This window comes from Rhizobium indigoferae (genome assembly GCF_034554815.1).
Classification (GTDB): domain Bacteria; phylum Pseudomonadota; class Alphaproteobacteria; order Rhizobiales; family Rhizobiaceae; genus Rhizobium; species Rhizobium leguminosarum.
Map to the genome: position 1 here is coordinate 3,375,880 of NZ_CP140635.1, position 18,191 is coordinate 3,394,070.

Sequence of the window (18,191 nt, forward strand, 5' to 3'; positions counted from 1 at the left end):
ATATCGTTGAATATTTCGCACCAGTTGCGATATTTATTCTCCAGAATGGTTCCAAGAAGGAAACAAATGGAACAGTTGAAGGGTATCTCGATCTTTGTCGAAGCCGTCGAGGCAGGTGGCTTTTCGGCCGCTGCCGAGCGGCTTCATCTCACGCGTTCGGCGGTCGGCAAGACCATCGCACGGCTGGAACAGCGTCTCGGCGTGCGGCTTTTCAACCGTACGACGCGCATGCAGAGCCTGACCGAGGAAGGCCGCTTCTTCTACGAGCGCTGCCTGCGGGCGGTCGAGGAAATCCGCCTGGGCGAAGCCATGTTGGAATCCGGCCGGCGCGATGTGCGCGGCCGATTGCGCATCTCGATGCCCGTGCTCTTCGGCCGCCATTGCATCGCGCCGATTCTCGCACGCCTGCTCGATGAACACCCGAACCTCGAACTCGACCTTTCCTTCAACGACCGCATCGTCGACCTGCTCGAGGACGGCTTCGATCTTGTCATCCGCAACGGACCGCTGAAGGACAATCCGGATCTGATGGCCCGGGCGATCGCCCGCCAGCGCATGACCGTCTGCGCATCACCCGCCTATCTGGAAAAACATGGCGCGCCGCAGACAGTCTTCGATATTCCCCAGCATGAAGGCATCGTCTACAGGCGGGGCGACGATGACAAGGGTTGGATCTTTCCGACTGCAGCCGATCCCGGGCGGCGGCTGGCGCCAAAGGCGCGACTGCGGCTCGACGACCTCGCTTCGATTTCCGATGCGGCCGTCGCCGGGCGCGGTCTTGCCTGGCTGCCCTGCTGGCTGGTCCGCGAGGAGGTGCTGGCGGGCCGGCTCATTCAGGTGTTGAAGCATGAACCGGCCAATGTCTTCGATGCCCATGCCGTTTGGCTGCGCTCCCCGGTGATGCTGCCGAAGGTGCGGCTCGCGATTGATACGCTCGCCGCGGGGCTGCCGGCAATGATGGGCTGAAGCGCTCGCCGCGCGTCTGCGAGCGGCGAGAAACCCATGTTATTCCTAGGCGTTTCTCTGGAAATAACGCGATGCCGCAGTATATCCGCTAGTTCGTCGTCCCTTTTGGGCGGCGGCCATATCACTCGGAAAAACGTCAGCATGTCACTTCGCAGCGCCCTCCGCGCACAAACTGCAGATTGCCACGCCGCGGTCGACACCCTCTTCGGCAGTTTCAACCTCTCACGCACCCAGGATTACAAAGCGTTCCTGCGCGCGCATGCCCGGGTCGTACCATCAGTCGAACATGCGCTTGAGGAAGCCGGAATCAACAGCCTGCTGCCGGACTGGCCGGAACGAAGACGCGCGCATCTGCTGGCCGCCGATATAAGGGAACTCGATGATCGATTGCCCGTACCGCTTCCGCGACCGGCATTGCGCTGCGAAGCGGCAGTCTGGGGTGCCGCCTATGTCCTTGAGGGCTCCAAGCTCGGCGGCGCGCTGCTCGCCAAGGCCGTGCCTGACCACTTGCCCAGCAGCTACTTGAGCCCGCAAGGGCCGAAGGGCGCCATGCGGCTTTTCATGGATCGTCTTGACGCGAGCAAGGTGGACGATCCCGGTGCTGCTGTCGCCGCAGCCCGCGATGTCTTCGATCTCTTCCTCAAAGCGGGGCAAGTCGAACTGGAAGCCGTCCCATGAGCGGCACGCACGAACCCGTCGATCTCACCAATTGCGACCGTGAGCCGATCCACCAGCTCGGCTCGGTCCAGCCCTTCGGCTTTCTCTTGGCGGTATCCTCAGACTGGATTGTCATCCGCGCCTCCGCAAATCTGGCGGAGTTTCTCGGAGTGACAGAGGCCAATGCGCTCGGCCGTCCCGTTATCTCTCTGATCAGCCCCGAAGCACTCCACGCAATCCGCAACAAACTTACCACGCTGCGCGGTTCCTACGTCGTCGAGCGTATTTTCGGCATTGCTCTGACGCCCGATCAAAACAGGTTCGACCTTGCCGTGCATCTGAACGAAGGTCAGGTCATCATCGAAGGCGAGCGCTGCCAGGAAGACCGGCACGACGCTGCGTCGCTCTCCATGCGCAGCATGATGTCCCGCCTCGATCACACGGAAACACTGGAAGCTTTCTTCCGCGAAGGCGCAAGACAGGCGCGGGCGCTCACCGGCTTCGATCGGGTCATGGTCTACCGTTTCGACGAAAGCGGTTCCGGCGAAGTGGTGGCGGAAGCCGCCCGGGCCGGCATCGGATCGTTCCTCGGGCTGCACTATCCGGCTTCCGACATTCCGGTTCAGGCGCGCGCGCTTTATCTGCGCAACCTGTTCCGAATCATTGCCGATGTCGACTCCGTCCCGGTCCCGATCCTGCCGCCGCTCGACGAGCACGGCGAGCCGCTCGACCTCTCCATGTCGGTCTTGCGTTCAGTCTCGCCGATCCATATCGAATATCTGAAAAACATGGGCGTTGGCGCCTCGCTTTCCATATCGATCGTCGTCGACGGCAAGCTCTGGGGCCTATTTGCCTGCCACCACTACGGTCCACGTCTGCCTTCGGCCCAAAGCCGCTCCACCGCCGAACTCTTCGGCCAGATGTTTGCCTCGCGCCTTGAAAGCCGCGAACGGCGACTGGCTCTCGATTACGAGACCAAGGCGCGCCGCATCGCCGACCGGCTTCTCACCTCCGTCGCAGACAATGCCAGCCTGCTCGACGATCCGGCTTGGCTGATCGAGGCGCTCGCCGACGCCATTCCTGCCGACGGGATCGGCGTCTGGATCAACGGCCGACTGGCACTTGCCGGCATCGGGCCGGATGAGAGAAGTTTCGCAGCCCTCGTCCGACACCTCAACCGCAACGCCGCCGGCCGCATCTACGCCGTGGACAGGCTCGCAGAAACCTATCCGGATCTTGAGGTCGACGATACGGTGGCAGGCATGCTCGCCATCCCGATCTCACGATCGCCGCGCGATTATGTCGTGCTTTTCCGTCAGGAATTGGTGCGCACTGTTCGCTGGGGCGGCGACCCGCACAAGCCGGTGGAATACGGGCCCAATGGTCCGCGGCTGACGCCGCGCAAGAGTTTCGAGGCCTGGTCGGAACTGGTGCGTGGCCGCTCCCTCCCCTTCACGGAAGCCGAGCGCCGTGTCGCCGAAACCATCCGCGTCACATTGATCGAGGTGGTGTTGCGCCTCACCGACGAGGTCAGCATGGCGCGCCAGACGGCAAACGAGCGCCAGGAATTGCTGATCGCCGAGCTGAACCACCGCGTCCGCAACATATTGAGCCTCATCACCGGCATCATTCGGCAGTCGCAGGCAACGTCGGTCAGCCTTGGCGATTACATTCGCCAGCTCGAGGGCCGCATCCAGTCGCTCGCCCGCGCCCACGACCAGATCACCCGCGATCATTGGGCGCCCGCTTCGCTCCGGCAATTGCTGCTGGCAGAGACCGCCGCCTATCTCGGGAAAAATGCGCAACGCATTCAGATGGGCGGCGAGGACGTGCTGCTGGAACCGCAGGCTTTTTCCACCGCCGCCCTTGTCTTCCATGAGCTGATGACCAACAGCGCCAAATATGGCAGCCTTTCCGGTACCGGCAGCGGCACGGTCCAACTCCGCTGGCATCGCGACGACGAGGGTAATCTGCGCATTGGCTGGCGCGAAAAGGATGGCCCGCCCGTCGTCGAACCCAAACGTCATGGCTTCGGTTCGACCATCATCCGCCGCTCGATCCCCTATGACCTTGGCGGCAAGGCGGAGGTCCGCTACGTCGAGGATGGGCTCGAGGCCGATTTCTCTATTCCGGCGCGACATGTCGTCGGCCCGACGAGCGAACGGTCAAATCCGCTTCCGGTCGGAGCGACCGGACGCAAGACGATTCCCGACGATCAGCCGCTCTCCGGCCTGAACGTGCTACTGGTGGAAAATAATCTGATCATCGCCATGGATGGCGAAGACATCCTGCGCCGCCTGGGCGCCAACGTAGCAACGGCACCAAGTGTCACTGAGGCGATGGAAATTCTCGCCGGCCAGTCCTTCGATCTGGCGCTTCTCGATGTCAATCTTGGCGATGAGACGAGTTTCGGGATTGCCGACCGGCTGGCAGCCGATGGCGTGCCCTTCGTTTTTGCCACGGGGTATGGGGAAGGCATCGCCCAGGCAAACAGCCACTCGGACGCGCCTGTGCTACAGAAGCCTTATACGATGGAAGGCGTGACGGATATTCTTGCCCGGGTGCCGCTTCCGAGGAGAGGGTAAAACTCTCAGCCGCCAAGGGGATCCGGTCGCAGCCCGCCGATGAAGAGCTGTTCCAGAAACCGCGCCGCATCCTCGAAACGCCCTTCGCCGGAATGTTCCTGCCCCAGCACGGCACGCACCTGGACGTCGAAATCGGCGTAATGTTGCGTCGTCGACCAGATGGAGAAGATCAGGTGGTAGGGATCGCATTTGACGATCTTGCCGGCTTTCGCCCAGGCGCGGATGACCTCGGCTTTCTCATCGACCAACTCCTTCAGCGGCCCCTTCAGCTCGTCCTCGATATGCGGCGCGCCCTGCAGCACCTCATTGGCGAAGAGCCGGCTTTCGCGCGGAAAGTCGCGCGCCATTTCCAGCTTGCGACGGATGTAGCTACGGATTTCCGCTTCGGGATTGCCCTCGGCGTCGAAGGCCCGTAACGGCTCCAACCAGGTGTAGAGCACCCGGTCGATCAGCGCCCGGTGCATGGCTTCCTTGGTGCGGAAGTAATAGAGCAGGTTGGGTTTCGACATGCCGGCCACTTCGGCGATCTGGTCGATGGTCGAGCCGCGGAAGCCGCTTGCCGAAAACACGTCGAGCGCCGCTTCCAGGATCTGCTCTTCCTTCTCCTCCTGGATTCGCGTCCGCCTCAGGGTTTTCGCTGCTCTCGGTATGGTCACAGGCTGTCGTTTCCCCTTGAAATTCAACTTCTTCGCTCAAATTTGGGTTGGGGACGACCCTCGCCGCGTCCTTGAGCAACTGCCCGCATTTTTATCAGCAATTTTCGTGATTTTCGTCTTGAGCCCGGCGGTGGAAGTTGTAATGTTTACCAATCGGTCAAATTATCCGTCAGATGCAAAACAAAGGCAACTGGCGATTTTCCGGCGCTCGACAAAACCAATAAGGGGGCGCAGGAAAGGACCACGGGAACAGGCGGGCATGCCTCTTTGCATGACTGCCGCAAACAGGTGAGGGCATAAAGAATGGTGGCAGCACCAGGCGAGAACATGCGCGTCAATGGCGACCGTCTCTGGGACAGTCTCATGGACATGGCGAAGATCGGCCCCGGCATCGCTGGCGGCAACAATCGCCAGACGCTGACGGATGCCGATGCGCAGGGCCGCAGCCTTTTCAAAAAATGGTGTGACGATGCCGGTTTGACCATGGGTATCGACCGCATGGGCACGATGTTCGCCACCCGCCCGGGCACCGATCCCGATGCCCTGCCCGTCTATGTCGGTTCGCATCTCGACACCCAGCCGACCGGCGGCAAATATGACGGTGTGCTCGGCGTACTTGCGGCCCTCGAAGTCGTCCGCACCATGAACGATCTCGGCATCAAGACCAAACATCCGATCGTCGTTACCAACTGGACGAATGAGGAAGGCGCGCGTTTTGCCCCTGCCATGCTGGCGTCAGGCGTTTTCGCCGGGGTGCACAGCCTGGACTTTGCCTATAACCGCAGGGACCCCGACGGCAATCTGTTCGGCGACGAACTGAAGCGCATCGGCTGGGTCGGCGATGAAGAAGTGGGCGCCCGCAAGATGCACGCCTATTTCGAATATCACATCGAGCAGGGGCCGATTCTCGAAGCCGAGGAAAAGCAGATCGGCGTCGTCACCCATTGCCAGGGCCTCTGGTGGCTGGAATTCACGCTGACCGGCAAGGAAGCCCATACCGGTTCGACACCGATGAACCTGCGCGTCAATGCCGGTCTCGCCATGGCCCGCATTCTGGAAATGGTCCAGGACGTGGCGATGGGCGAACAGCCGGGCGCCGTCGGCGGCGTCGGACAGGTATTCTTCTCGCCGAATTCGCGCAACGTGCTGCCCGGCAAAGTGGTCTTCACCGTCGACATCCGCTCGCCTGACAAGGAGAAGCTTGATCGCATGCGGGCAAAGATCGAGGCGAAGGCGCCTGAGATCACCGATGCGCTCGGTGTCGGCTGTTCCATCGAAGCGATCGGCCACTTCGAGCCGATCACCTTCGATCCGAAACTGGTCACGTCGGTGCGCGAAGCCGCCGAGCGGCTCGGCTATAGCCACATGAACATCATCTCCGGCGCCGGCCACGACGCCTGCTGGGCCGCCAAGGTCGCTCCTGCAACGATGGTCATGTGCCCCTGCGTCGGCGGGCTCTCGCATAACGAGGCTGAGGAAATCTCCAAGGAATGGGCGATGGCGGGAGCCGATGTGCTATTCCATGCGGTGGTGGAGACGGCGGAGATTGTGGTGTGATGGCGCCAGACTTGCCAACGACTTATCTCGACTATGCCGATGCCTTTAAGTTCGGAATTCAGCGAACTGCCGACGACCTCGCATGGGCCACCGCCAATGTGACGCCAGTGAGCGAAGGACCGTGGGGCGACGTCCCTGGTGTGCAGATATTCTACATTGGCATCAATACGGCAGGCGAGCGGATCAGGCTTCCGCAAATATCGAGTTTTTGGCGATATAAACCTTCTGGGGTTCAACTGGCCGATTCAGATGACCGAGCCCCAGATTCGCTCCACCAAACCTACTATATCTCTGGGCCTGGGCCCGGTGTCGTTCGGATCGAACTCGGCCCTCCCATGCCCGGAATCTTGATCGAACGTCCCAAAGGCAGCCAACCCATACAAGCAACCGGACTGATCGATGGCAAGGATTTCTACTTTCGCGAAAGCGATGGTTTTTGGTCCTTGTCAGTCGGCGGCGCCGATGTCGTTGAGCGGCCCGACTGGCATTATGAGGAAGAGCATGACTTGGCCGATGAGTTGAGTGAAGAGGCAGTCTACAGCCTTGTTGCCAAGGGTTCAGCGCTCTTTAGAAAAGGCACGCCGACAATGGCAACAGAGCCGCCAGAGCAATAAGACCGCAGGGAAAAGGAACAGCAGCCATGACCACTGTCATCAAGAACGGCACCATCGTCACCGCCGACCTGACCTATAAGGCTGACGTGAAAATCGACGGCGGCAAGATCATCGAGATCGGGCCGAACCTCTCGGGCGACGAGACGCTGGATGCGACCGGCTGTTACGTCATGCCGGGCGGCATCGATCCGCACACGCATCTCGAAATGCCCTTCATGGGCACCTATTCCTCCGACGATTTCGAAAGCGGCACGCGCGCCGCCCTTTCCGGCGGCACGACGATGGTGGTCGATTTCGCCCTGCCCGCCCCCGGCCAGTCGCTGCTCGAGGCGCTGACCATGTGGGACAACAAATCGACCCGCGCCAATTGCGACTATTCCTTCCACATGGCGGTCACCTGGTGGAGCGAGCAGGTCTTCAAGGAGATGGAGACCATCGTCCGCGACAAGGGCATCAACACCTTCAAGCACTTCATGGCCTACAAGGGCGCGCTGATGGTGGACGATGACGAGATGTTCGCGTCGTTCCAGCGCTGCGCCGAACTCGGCGCTCTGCCGCTGGTGCACGCCGAAAACGGCGACGTCGTCGCCTCGATGTCGGCAAAGCTGCTCGCCGAGGGCAATAACGGCCCCGAGGCGCATGCCTATTCCCGCCCGGCCGAGGTGGAAGGCGAAGCCACCAACCGCGCCATCATGATCGCCGATATGGCCGGTTGCCCGGTCTATATCGTCCACACCTCCTGCGAACAGGCACACGAGGCGATCCGCCGCGCCCGCGCCAAAGGCATGCGTGTCTATGGCGAACCGCTGATCCAGCACCTGACGCTCGACGAGAGCGAATATTCCAATCCCGACTGGGATCATGCGGCTCGCCGGGTGATGTCGCCACCCTTCCGCAACAAGCAGCATCAGGACTCGCTTTGGGCAGGCCTTGCCTCCGGCTCGCTGCAGGTGGTCGCCACCGACCATTGCGCCTTCACCACGGCGCAGAAGCGCTTCGGCGTCGGCGATTTCACCAAGATCCCGAACGGCACCGGCGGCCTCGAAGACCGCATGCCGATGCTCTGGACGCATGGCGTCAACACCGGCCGGCTGACGATGAACGAATTCGTCGCCGTCACCTCGACCAACATCGCCAAGATTCTCAACATCTATCCGAAGAAGGGCGCGATCCTTGTCGGCGCCGATGCCGACATCGTCGTCTGGGACCCGCAACGTTCCAAGACCATTTCGTCCAAGGCCCAGCAGTCGGCGATCGACTACAACGTCTTCGAAGGCAAGGAAGTAACCGGCCTGCCCCGCTACACGCTGACACGCGGCGTCGTGGCGATCGAGGAAGGCGCGATCAAGACCCGCGAGGGCCACGGCGAATTCGTCAGGCGCGAGCCGGTCACGGCTGTCAGCAAGGCGCTTTCCCAGTGGAAGGACATCACCGCGCCGCGCAAGGTGACTCGCAGCGGCATTCCGGCAAGCGGCGTATGACGATGGCGCATGACGATACGGCCATCAATCGGAGACCGCTTCCTCTATGCCAATGACCTCACGCCGGCACCAAAGCGTCCAACTCCGGCAGAAGCACGACGCTTTCCTGCTCGTTCGGATCGGTGCGCGCGATGATCGCCGTGCACGGCGTGCTGCTGAGGTTCGCCGGCAGGTGCGGCACACCGGCCGGGATATAGAAAAGTTCGCCGGCATGGACGATGACGTGATGCTCAAGTTCGTCTCCGTACCAGGTATGGGCCTCGCCGGAGAGCATGTAGATCGCCGTCTCGTGCGCCTCGTGCAGATGCGCCTTGGCGCGGACGCCTGGCGGGATCGTCAGAAGGTGCATGCAGATACCCTTGGCGCCGACCGTCTCGGCGGCGATGCCTGCGAAATAGCTGAGCCCCTGCTTGCCGTCATAGGCATGATTGGGGCGAACGATGTGGCAGGTGGGCTTTGATGTCGCGTCCATCCTCATCCTCCATGGAGTGTGTCGTCGATAAAACCGGCGGTAATGATAACATGCAAACCGCGCTCCCGCGGGGAAAACAAGACTGGTCGCATTGATGCAAGCACCCTCCGTCGTATCCGCCAAGGATCTCTGTCTCACCTACCAGGCGAATGACGGCCCGGTGCGTGCACTGAGCAATGTCAATCTCGACGTCCGCAAGGGCGATTTCGTTTCTTTCATCGGTCCATCGGGCTGCGGCAAGACCACTTTCCTGCGTGTCATCGCCGATCTCGAAAAGAGCACTTCGGGCGAGATTTTGATCAATGGCATGACGCCGGAGGAAGCCCGCAAGGCCCGTGCCTATGGCTATGTCTTCCAGGCGCCGGCGCTCTATCCCTGGCGCACCATTGAAAACAACATCGCCCTGCCGCTGGAGATCATGGGCTATTCCAGCGCCGACCGGACGAGGCGCGTCGCCGAAGCGCTCGATCTCGTCAGTCTTTCGGGCTTCGAGAAGAAATTCCCCTGGCAGCTTTCCGGCGGCATGCAGCAGCGCGCCTCGATCGCCCGCGCGCTCGCCTTCGACGCCGACCTGCTGTTGATGGACGAGCCCTTCGGCGCCCTGGACGAGATCGTGCGCGACCATCTGAACGAAGAGCTGCTGAAACTCTGGACCCGCACCAACAAGACAATCTGCTTCGTCACTCATTCCATCCCCGAGGCGGTCTATCTCTCGACCAAGATCGTGGTGATGTCTCCGCGCCCGGGCCGCGTGACCGATATCATCGACTCGACCCTGCCGGCCGAGCGCCCGCTCGACATCCGCGAAACTCCCGAGTTCCTGGAGATTGCCCATCGCGTCCGCGAAGGGCTGAGGACGGGGCACGCATGAGGAATAGGGGTTTGATTTCCGGGCTCTGCAGGCTCAACACCACATGGGAGCGAATCCCATGAAAGCCGACACCCTCAAGGACAAGATCGTCCCCGTCACCACCATCCTGCTGGCGCTCGTCGTCATCTGGTATGTCGCCGCCATCCTCATGAACGCGCCGTTCCAGCGCGACATGGACGGCCGCGCCGGCGCCACACCTTCGACCCTCGAATTCATCGGCAAGACGCTCGCCCAGCCGAAGCCGATCCTGCCGGCGCCGCACCAGGTGGCGCAGAACGTCTACGAGAACACCTTCCTGCGCAGCCTTTCGAGCAACCGCAGCCTCGTCTATCACAGCTGGGTAACGCTCTCCTCCACTCTGCTCGGATTCGGCTTCGGCATGCTGCTCGGCATCCTTCTCGCCGTATTGATCGTCCATAACCGCGCCATGGACCGCTCGCTGATGCCCTGGCTGGTGGCGAGCCAGACCATACCGATCCTCGCCATCGCGCCGATGATCGTCATCATCTCTTATAACGTGCTGACCGGCGACAATGCCGTTGCACATCTCCTCAATCTCGATTCCGACGCCTCCCGCCTCGTCTCGAAGGCGCTGATCTCCACCTACCTCTCCTTCTTTCCGGTCGCCGTCGGCATGGTGAAGGGTCTGCGTTCGCCCGAGATCATGCATCTCGACCTGATGCGCACCTACTATGCCAGCCCGATGCAGACCTTCTGGAAGCTGCGCGTTCCCGCGTCGATCCCTTTCCTCTTCACCTCGATGAAGGTTGCGATCGCCGCCAGCCTCGTCGGCGCCATCGTCGGGGAGTTGCCGACGGGTGCTGTCGCCGGCATCGGCTCGAAGCTGCTCGCCGGCTCCTATTACAGCCAGACCATCGATATCTGGGCGGCACTTGTCGCCGGATCGCTGCTGGCCGGCATCCTGGTTGCGATTGTCGGCGTTGCGGCGAAAATCGTCGACCGCGCCATGGGCGGGAGGCCAGCATGAGACATCTGACCTTCTCCTGGCAAGGCGTGGTTGCTCTCCTCCTCTGCATCGGGGCACTGACGGCCCTGCCGCTCCTGGCCGAGGGCGCGACGCGACCCCTCACCGACGGCACGGCAAGCCTCATCTTCATCATCGTCATCGCGGCTGCCCTGCTGTCCCTAGCGCCGCAACCGCCGGCCTATCGAGCCACCGTGCTGTTTATCGGCGCGCATGGCGCCGCCTGGATGCTGCTTTCCGCTCTTTCCGGCAACGAGGGCGCAGGGACGCGGGCTTTCTTCCTACTGCTCTTCGCCTGCTGGCTGCTTGCCTGGCGATGCGTCACCGAGCTGTCGAAACTGCAGCCCGTCACCACTTTCGGCAAGTCGACACTGCAGTTGCTGATCCCGGCGATCTTCGGCGCCTGGATCCTCATTCTCTGGGAGGCGGTCACGCGTGGCGCCGGCGTTCCCTTCATCCTGCTGCCGCCACCGAGCGCCATCGGCGCGCGGTTCATGGCGTCGCTGCCGATCCTCGGCGCGGACGTCAGGCAGACGATCTTCAAGGCGGTGCTGATCGGTTATATCGTCGGCTGCCTCAGTGGCTTCGTCGTCGCGGTGCTCGCCGACCGCATCGCCTTCTTGCGCCGCGGCCTTCTGCCGATCGGCAACATGGTTTCGGCCCTGCCGATCATCGGCGTCGCCCCTGTCATGGTCATGTGGTTCGGCTTCGACTGGCCGTCGAAGGCCGCCGTCGTCATCATCATGACCTTCTTCCCGATGCTGGTGAATACCGTCGCCGGCCTTGCCGCCTCCGGCAGCATGGAGCGCGACCTGATGCGCACCTATGCCTCAGGCTATTGGCAGACGCTGCTGAAGCTCAGGCTTCCAGCGGCAATGCCCTTCATTTTCAACGCACTGAAGATCAACTCGACGCTGGCGCTGATTGGTGCCATCGTTGCGGAATTCTTCGGAACGCCGATCGTCGGCATGGGCTTCCGCATCTCCACCGAGATCGGCCGCATGAATGTCGACATGGTCTGGGCGGAAATCGCCGTCGCGGCGCTGGCCGGCTCGATCTTCTATGGCATCATCGCCCTGACCGAACGGGCGGTGACGTTCTGGCATCCGTCTATCCGTGGTGGCTAGGCGCGCACGGGCTCCAGAAACGGATCCCGGGCATAACTTCAGAGGGTAAGGATAAGAAAATGAGAAAGTTGATGGTTGCAATGATGGCGAGCGCGATGTCGCTTGCATCGGCCCATGCCATGGCCGCCGACAAGGTGGTGCTGCAGCTGAAATGGGTCACGCAGAGCCAGTTCGGCGGTTACTACGTCGCCAAGGACAAGGGCTTCTATAAGGAGGAAGGCCTCGACGTCGACATCAAGCCAGGCGGCCCCGATATCGCCCCCGAGCAGGTGATCGCCGGCGGCGGCGCCGATGTCATCGTCGACTGGATGGGCGGCGCCCTGGTTGCCCGCGAAAAGGGCGTTCCGCTCGTCAACATCGCCCAGCCCTACCAGAAGGCTGGCCTGGAAATGGTCTGCCGCAAGGACGGCCCGATCAAGACCGAAGCCGACTTCAAGGGCCACACGCTCGGCGTCTGGTTCTTCGGCAACGAGTATCCCTTCTTCGCCTGGATGAACAAGCTCGGCCTGTCCACAGAAGGCGGTCCGAACGGCGTCACCGTGCTGAAGCAGAGCTTCGATGTGCAGCCGCTCGTCCAGAAGCAGGCCGACTGCATCTCCGTCATGACCTATAACGAATACTGGCAGGCGATCGATGCCGGCTTCAAGCCGGAAGAACTGACGGTCTTCAATTACACTGAAATGGGCAACGACCTTCTTGAAGACGGCCTCTATGCCATGGAAGACAAGCTGAAGGACCCGGCCTTCAAGGAGAAGATGGTCAAGTTCGTCCGCGCTTCGATGAAGGGCTGGAAATATGCCACCGAGAATCCCGACGAAGCCGCCGAGATCGTCATGGACAATGGCGGCCAGGACGACAACCATCAGAAGCGCATGATGGGTGAAGTCGCCAAGCTGGTCGGCGACAGCTCCGGCAAGCTGGATGAGGCGCTCTATGCCCGCACGGCAAAGGCGCTGCTCGACCAGAAGATCATCAGCAAGGAGCCATCAGGCGCCTGGACGCACGACATCACCGACGCCGCTTCCAAGTAGTTTCGGCAAGATGCCAAGCGAAACGCGCGGGAGTTTTCCCGCGCGTTTTATCTTTTTCTAAAGCGCGTCGCGATCTTTCAATTTCGCTTGTTGCGCTTTAGGTCTTTGTTTTTACGCATGTCGATATCGCAAAACCGCTGCACACTTTTGCGCGACATGCTCTGGAGCATGATGCCGAAAAGTGTACGCGGGTTTCGGACGACATCGTGCTCTATTTATTTGATTTGGATGGTGATTCAGATTTGAGGCCGGCCGGCCTAAATCATCAGCAGCCGGCAACCGAAAAAAATCCCTTGCAACTGTCGCATTTATCGGGCGTCAAACGTCTTAGAGATAGAGGCGCGATCAATCTTCGTAATGTTGACATAACCTTGCGGTGATTGATTGACGTCAGAATGGTAATTATTATCGCCTAATGGGGAATTGTTTTCTGCCGGACTTGTAGATCGAGCAAATCGATACCACCTACAAGCCGAATTTGCCGACGAGGGATGAAGACGGCAAAGGATCGGCGGATACCTCTGAGAATGCAGGAAGGGCAGTGGCCTGATCGCGCGCTGAGTGGCAGACGCTCGAGTTCGGCCAACCTTATCATAAGATTGGACGAAGACGCATGGCACGCAAGCCGATTGGAATTCTAGGCGCCTTTACTCTTTTTGCAGCGGTACTTGCTGCATCTACCGCATTATCGCAGGAAGCGCCGGTCGCAAAACCGCAGCAGAACCTGCCGGCGATCGTCGTCACCACGGCGGTGAACCGCACCCTCGTCGACCGTGTCATCGGCACAGGAACGGTCAAGCCCGTCGAGGAAGTCTATATCCAGCCGCAGGTCGAAGGCCTCTCGATTCGCACGCTGAAAGCCGATGTCGGCGACAAGGTTCAGGCGGAAAGCACGCTGGCGACGCTCAACGATGACGCACTGGTCTTGGAAAAGAGCCAGATGATGGCGACGAAGGCCAAGGGCGAGGCAAGCCTCGCCCAGCTGCGCGCCCAGCTCATCGAGGCGCAGGCCAATGCCGAACAGGCAAGGCAGCAGCAGGCCCGCGCCCAGGAAATGGGCAAGAAGGGCACCGTTTCCACCGCCCAGGTCGAACAGGCCGATGCGACTGCCGCCGCAGCCAATGCCCGCGTCGTCTCCGCCGAACAGGCGATCGAGGTCTCCGAAGCGGATCTCAAGGTCTTCGACAGCCAGATCGCCGATGCAGATTTGAAGTTGGCGCGCACCGATGTGAAGACGCCGGTCGCCGGCACGGTCTCGGCAAAGAACGCCAAGGTCGGCGCCATTGCCGCTGGCAATGGCGATCCGCTGTTCACCATCATCCGCGATGGCGATATCGAGCTTGTCGCTGAGGTCGCCGAAAGCGATGTTGTCAGGATCATGGCCGGCCAAAAGGCAACAATTTCGCTTTCCGGCAGCCGCGACAAGCTTTCGGGCGCCGTCCGCCTGGTTTCGCCGACTGTCGATCCGGTTACCCGCCTTGGCCTCGTCCATATCTCCATCGATGATGACAGCAAGGCGCGTTCCGGCATGTATGGCAGCGCCGAGATCATCGTGCGCGAGACGCAAGGCGTAGCGCTTCCCCTGACCGCGGTACTCACCGGCAACGAAGGTTCCTCCGCCCGCAAAGTCGAGGACGGCGTGGTGAAATTCGCCAAGATCGAGACCGGCATCCAGGACGGCGCCTATGTCGAGGTCATCAATGGATTGAAGACCGGCGACGAGGTCGTGGCCAAGGCGGGCGCTTACGTCCGCGACGGCGACCACATCACGCCGGTGCGTGAACAGCTCCCGGCTTCCAACTAAAGAGACCATCCGATGAATTTTTCAGCCTGGTCCATTCGAAATCCCATTGCGCCGCTGCTGGCCTTCTGCCTGCTGGTGTTCATCGGCATGCAGTCCTTTAATTCGCTGCCGATCACGCGTTTTCCAAATATCGACGTGCCGCTCGTCTCGATCAGCGTGACGCAGAGCGGCGCTTCGCCGGCTGAACTCGAAATGCAGGTGACGAAGGAGATTGAAGACGCAGTCGCCTCCATCACCGGCATCGACGAAATCCAGTCGACGGTGACCGACGGCAGCTCGCAAACCAACGTCATGTTCCGGATGGAAGTGCCGACCGAACAGGCCGTACAGGACACCAAGGATGCGATCGACCGCATCCGCAGCGATCTGCCGGCGACGGCCGAAGCACCGATCGTCTCCAAGGTCGATGTCGAGGGACAGGCGATCCAGACCTTCGCCGTTTCCTCGCCTGCCATGTCGCTGGAAGAACTTTCCTGGTTCGTCGACGATACGATCAAGCGTTCACTGCAGGGCCAGGCCGGCATCGGCCGTGTCGACCGTTACGGCGGTGCAGAGCGCGAAGTACGCATCGAACTCACCCCTGACAAGCTCAATGCCTACGGCATCACCGCCGCGAGCGTGAACCAGCAGCTGCGCGGCACCAACATCGACCTCGGCTCAGGCCGTGGCCAGGTGGCGGGCAGCGAACAGGCGATCCGTGTTCTCGGCGACGCCCGCAACGTCGCCGACCTCGCCAACACGACGATCGGCCTGCCGAACGGCCGCTTCGTCAAACTGTCCGATCTCGGCGTCATCAAGGACACCTATGAGGAGCCGAAATCCTTCTCGCGCTTCAACGATACGCCGGTCGTTACCTTCGGCGTTTTCCGCTCCAAGGGCGCCAGTGAGGTCAGCGTCGCCGAAACCGTGGCGCAGAACCTCGACAAGGTGCGGGCCGAAAACCCCAATGTGAAGATCGAACTGATCGACGATTCGGTCTATTTCACCTACGGCAACTATGAAGCCGCCATTCATACGCTCCTCGAAGGTGCGCTGCTCGCCGTCATCGTCGTCCTCCTGTTCCTCAGGAACTGGCGTGCGACCCTGATCTCTGCAATCGCCCTTCCGCTGTCTGCGATCCCGACCTTCTGGGTCATGGACATGATGGGCTTTTCGCTGAACCTCGTCAGCTTCCTCGCTCTGACGCTGGCCACCGGTATCCTTGTCGACGATGCGATCGTCGAAATCGAAAACATTGCCCGCCACATCAAGATGGGCAAGACGCCCTATCGAGCGGCGATCGAGGCGGCTGACGAAATCGGCCTTGCCGTCATCGCCACCACCTTCACCATCATCGCCGTTTTCGTGCCTGTTTCCTTCATGCCGGGCATTCCGGGCCAGTACTTCATCCAGTTCGGTCTGACCGTCGCCTTCTCCGTCTTCTTCTCGCTGATGGTCGCGCGACTGATCACCCCGATGATGGCCGCTTATCTGATGCGCGCCGAAGACGGCATGGAAGACCATCACGACAATGACAGCCTGCTGATGCGGGGATACACCCGTCTCATACGTGGCACGACTGGACGCTGGTACACGCGGTATGCAACGCTGATTGTCGCGTTCGCTTTCCTGGTCGGCTCCGTTTTGCTGCTGATGCAGGTTCCCGGCAGCTTCCTGCCGCCGGAAGATGCCTCACGCATCGTTCTCTCCGTCGAGCTGCCGCCCAATGCGCGCCTTGACGATACCGAGAAGACGACGGATGCGATCTATGACAGGGTCAAGGACATCAATGGCGTCGAAAGCGTCTTCGTCCTCGGCGGCGCGTCGCCGAAGGGTGATCTCGAACTGCGCCGTGCGACCATCACGCTGGCACTCGACAAGCTCGACCAATCGCTGGTCAAGAAGATGGTCAACGACGTGCTCGGCCATATCCCCGTCATTGGCCCGAAACTGCCGAAGGTGGAGGTCCACGGCCGTGAACGCCCGCAATGGGATATCGAAAAGGAAGTCTTCGCCAAGCTGCGCGATATTCCCGACGTCCGGATCCTGAAGCTCAATGACCGCGGCGAACGCGACCTCTCCTTCAACTTCCTTTCCAAGAACGACAAGGACCTGAACGACGCCGTAGGCATTCTGGAATCCAAGCTGCGCGCCGATCCGCTGCTTGCCAATGTCAGCGCCGACGGCTCCCTGCCCCGTCCGGAGCTGCAGGTTCACCCGCGCATGGATGAGGCGGCCCGCCTCGGCATTACGCCGCAGCAGATCTCCGAGACGATCCGCGTCGCCACCATCGGCGATGTCGATGCCGCCCTTGCCAAGATCTCGCTCGACGATCGCCAGATCCCGATCCGCGTTCAGGCCGCACTCGACATGCGTCGCGATCTGGCGGCCATCCGGACATTGAAGATCCAGACCGCCAGCGGCGGCACCGTTCCGCTCGCGAGCGTCGCCAATATCGACTATTCGGAAGGCGTAAGCTCGATCAAGCGCAACAACCGCAACCGCGTCGTCTCGATCGGCTCCGACCTGCCGCAGGGCGTGGCACTCGACACGGCTTCGGCCCGCTTCCGTCAGATCGTCAACGACGCCAATATCCCGGCCACGGTGCACCTTGCCGAAAGCGGCGACACCAAGGTGCAGACCGAGATGCAGCAGAGTTTCGTCAACGCCATGTTGATGGGCCTGCTGCTGGTGCTGACGGTGCTGATCCTGCTCTTCAAGGACGTGATCCAGCCCTTCACCATCCTGTTCTCACTGCCGCTCGCCATTGGCGGCGTCGCAGCCGGCCTGATCCTCACCAGCAATCCGCTGTCGATGCCTGTCATGATCGGCATCCTCATGCTGATGGGTGTCGTCACCAAGAACGCCATCCTGCTGGTCGATTTCGCAATCGAGATGCGCCATCAGGGCATGCCTCGTGTCGAGGCCATGGTCGAAGCCGGCCGCAAGCGCGCCCGGCCGATCATCATGACCTCGATCGCCATGTCGGCGGGCATGCTGCCTTCCGCGCTTGGTGTCGGCGAAGGCGGCTCGTTCCGCGCGCCGATGGCAATTGCAGTGATCGGCGGCATCATCGTTTCGACCGTACTCTCGCTCGTCGTCGTGCCCTCCTTCTTCCTGATCATGGACGACCTGTCCCGCCTGCTCGGCTGGGCTTTCGGCCGCCTGGTCGGCAGGAAGGACGAGGAGGAGCTGCCGCTGTCGCGCGAGGATCTCACCCGCGTCACCCGCGAGAACCGCAGCGAAATCGACTCGCTGGAGGAGCGCCTGACCGCAATCGAAAAGCCGGAAGGCAAGCGCAAGAGCGCCAAGGGCAACGACACCAACGTGCTGCGCCTGCCGCCCTTCGCGGCGGAATAGGCAAAGCCCAGGAAATGAACGGGCCGGGAGCGATCTCCCGGCCCGT

14 protein-coding genes are annotated in these 18,191 nt (G+C 61.4%); 12 read left to right on the forward strand and 2 right to left on the reverse strand.

What is annotated here, in order from left to right; genetic code table 11:
* Window positions 1–66 precede the first annotated feature (66 nt).
* From U5G49_RS16915 to U5G49_RS16925, 3 genes are all read left to right on the forward strand, one after another.
* A complete protein-coding gene (locus tag U5G49_RS16915; RefSeq protein WP_112904733.1) occupies window positions 67–966 on the forward strand; it encodes a LysR family transcriptional regulator in 900 nt (299 codons plus the stop codon).
* A gap of 141 nt (window positions 967–1,107) precedes the next feature.
* Window positions 1,108–1,644: a biliverdin-producing heme oxygenase gene (locus U5G49_RS16920; protein ID WP_026188502.1), complete on the forward strand. Its 537-nt coding sequence runs from the start codon at window positions 1,108–1,110 to the stop codon at window positions 1,642–1,644.
* Window positions 1,641–4,208 (forward strand): HWE histidine kinase domain-containing protein, encoded by a 2,568-nt coding sequence (locus tag U5G49_RS16925; protein ID WP_193445021.1) that lies wholly within the window; start codon window positions 1,641–1,643, stop codon window positions 4,206–4,208. Before U5G49_RS16920 ends, U5G49_RS16925 begins: the two co-directional genes overlap by 4 nt.
* Window positions 4,209–4,213: 5 nt before the next feature.
* On the opposite strand, the gene U5G49_RS16930 is transcribed toward U5G49_RS16925, so the two are convergent.
* Window positions 4,214–4,891 (reverse strand): TetR family transcriptional regulator C-terminal domain-containing protein, encoded by a 678-nt coding sequence (locus tag U5G49_RS16930; protein ID WP_018243269.1) that lies wholly within the window; start codon window positions 4,889–4,891, stop codon window positions 4,214–4,216.
* A 276-nt stretch (window positions 4,892–5,167) separates the two neighbouring features.
* On the opposite strand from U5G49_RS16930, the gene U5G49_RS16935 reads away from it, so the two are divergent.
* From U5G49_RS16935 to hydA, 3 genes are read left to right on the forward strand one after another with little or no spacing between them, the layout of a single operon-like run.
* Window positions 5,168–6,421, forward strand: a complete 1,254-nt coding sequence (locus U5G49_RS16935; RefSeq protein WP_130717618.1) for a Zn-dependent hydrolase — start codon at window positions 5,168–5,170, stop codon at window positions 6,419–6,421.
* Window positions 6,418–7,035, forward strand: coding sequence for a hypothetical protein (locus U5G49_RS16940; protein ID WP_193445020.1), 618 nt, complete (start codon window positions 6,418–6,420; stop codon window positions 7,033–7,035). The genes U5G49_RS16935 and U5G49_RS16940 overlap by 4 nt, the downstream gene beginning before the upstream one ends.
* 26 nt (window positions 7,036–7,061) lie before the next feature.
* Window positions 7,062–8,516, forward strand: coding sequence for a dihydropyrimidinase (gene hydA / locus U5G49_RS16945; RefSeq protein WP_012758671.1), 1,455 nt, complete (start codon window positions 7,062–7,064; stop codon window positions 8,514–8,516).
* A gap of 58 nt (window positions 8,517–8,574) precedes the next feature.
* On the opposite strand, the gene U5G49_RS16950 is transcribed toward hydA, so the two are convergent.
* Window positions 8,575–8,988 carry a cupin domain-containing protein gene (locus tag U5G49_RS16950; RefSeq protein WP_018243273.1) on the reverse strand — a complete coding sequence of 138 codons (414 nt, stop codon included), beginning with the start codon at window positions 8,986–8,988 and terminating at the stop codon, window positions 8,575–8,577.
* A gap of 94 nt (window positions 8,989–9,082) precedes the next feature.
* Here U5G49_RS16950 and U5G49_RS16955 point away from each other — a divergent pair, with 94 nt between their 5' ends.
* The 6 genes from U5G49_RS16955 (at window position 9,083) to U5G49_RS16980 (ending at window position 18,145) form a co-directional block, all read left to right on the forward strand.
* A complete protein-coding gene (locus U5G49_RS16955) occupies window positions 9,083–9,859 on the forward strand; it encodes an ABC transporter ATP-binding protein (RefSeq protein WP_193445019.1) in 777 nt (258 codons plus the stop codon).
* Between the two features lie 58 nt (window positions 9,860–9,917).
* Window positions 9,918–10,847 (forward strand): ABC transporter permease, encoded by a 930-nt coding sequence (locus U5G49_RS16960; RefSeq protein WP_018243275.1) that lies wholly within the window; start codon window positions 9,918–9,920, stop codon window positions 10,845–10,847.
* On the forward strand, window positions 10,844–11,971 hold the full coding sequence (locus U5G49_RS16965) for an ABC transporter permease (RefSeq protein ID WP_018243276.1): 1,128 nt from the start codon (window positions 10,844–10,846) through the stop codon (window positions 11,969–11,971). Before U5G49_RS16960 ends, U5G49_RS16965 begins: the two co-directional genes overlap by 4 nt.
* 59 nt (window positions 11,972–12,030) lie before the next feature.
* Window positions 12,031–13,002: an ABC transporter substrate-binding protein gene (locus U5G49_RS16970; RefSeq protein WP_018243277.1), complete on the forward strand. Its 972-nt coding sequence runs from the start codon at window positions 12,031–12,033 to the stop codon at window positions 13,000–13,002.
* Window positions 13,003–13,615: 613 nt separating this feature from the next.
* Window positions 13,616–14,806, forward strand: a complete 1,191-nt coding sequence (locus U5G49_RS16975) for an efflux RND transporter periplasmic adaptor subunit (RefSeq protein WP_018243278.1) — start codon at window positions 13,616–13,618, stop codon at window positions 14,804–14,806.
* Between the two features lie 12 nt (window positions 14,807–14,818).
* Window positions 14,819–18,145: an efflux RND transporter permease subunit gene (locus U5G49_RS16980; RefSeq protein WP_018446868.1), complete on the forward strand. Its 3,327-nt coding sequence runs from the start codon at window positions 14,819–14,821 to the stop codon at window positions 18,143–18,145.
* The last annotated feature ends 46 nt before the right edge of the window (window positions 18,146–18,191 follow it).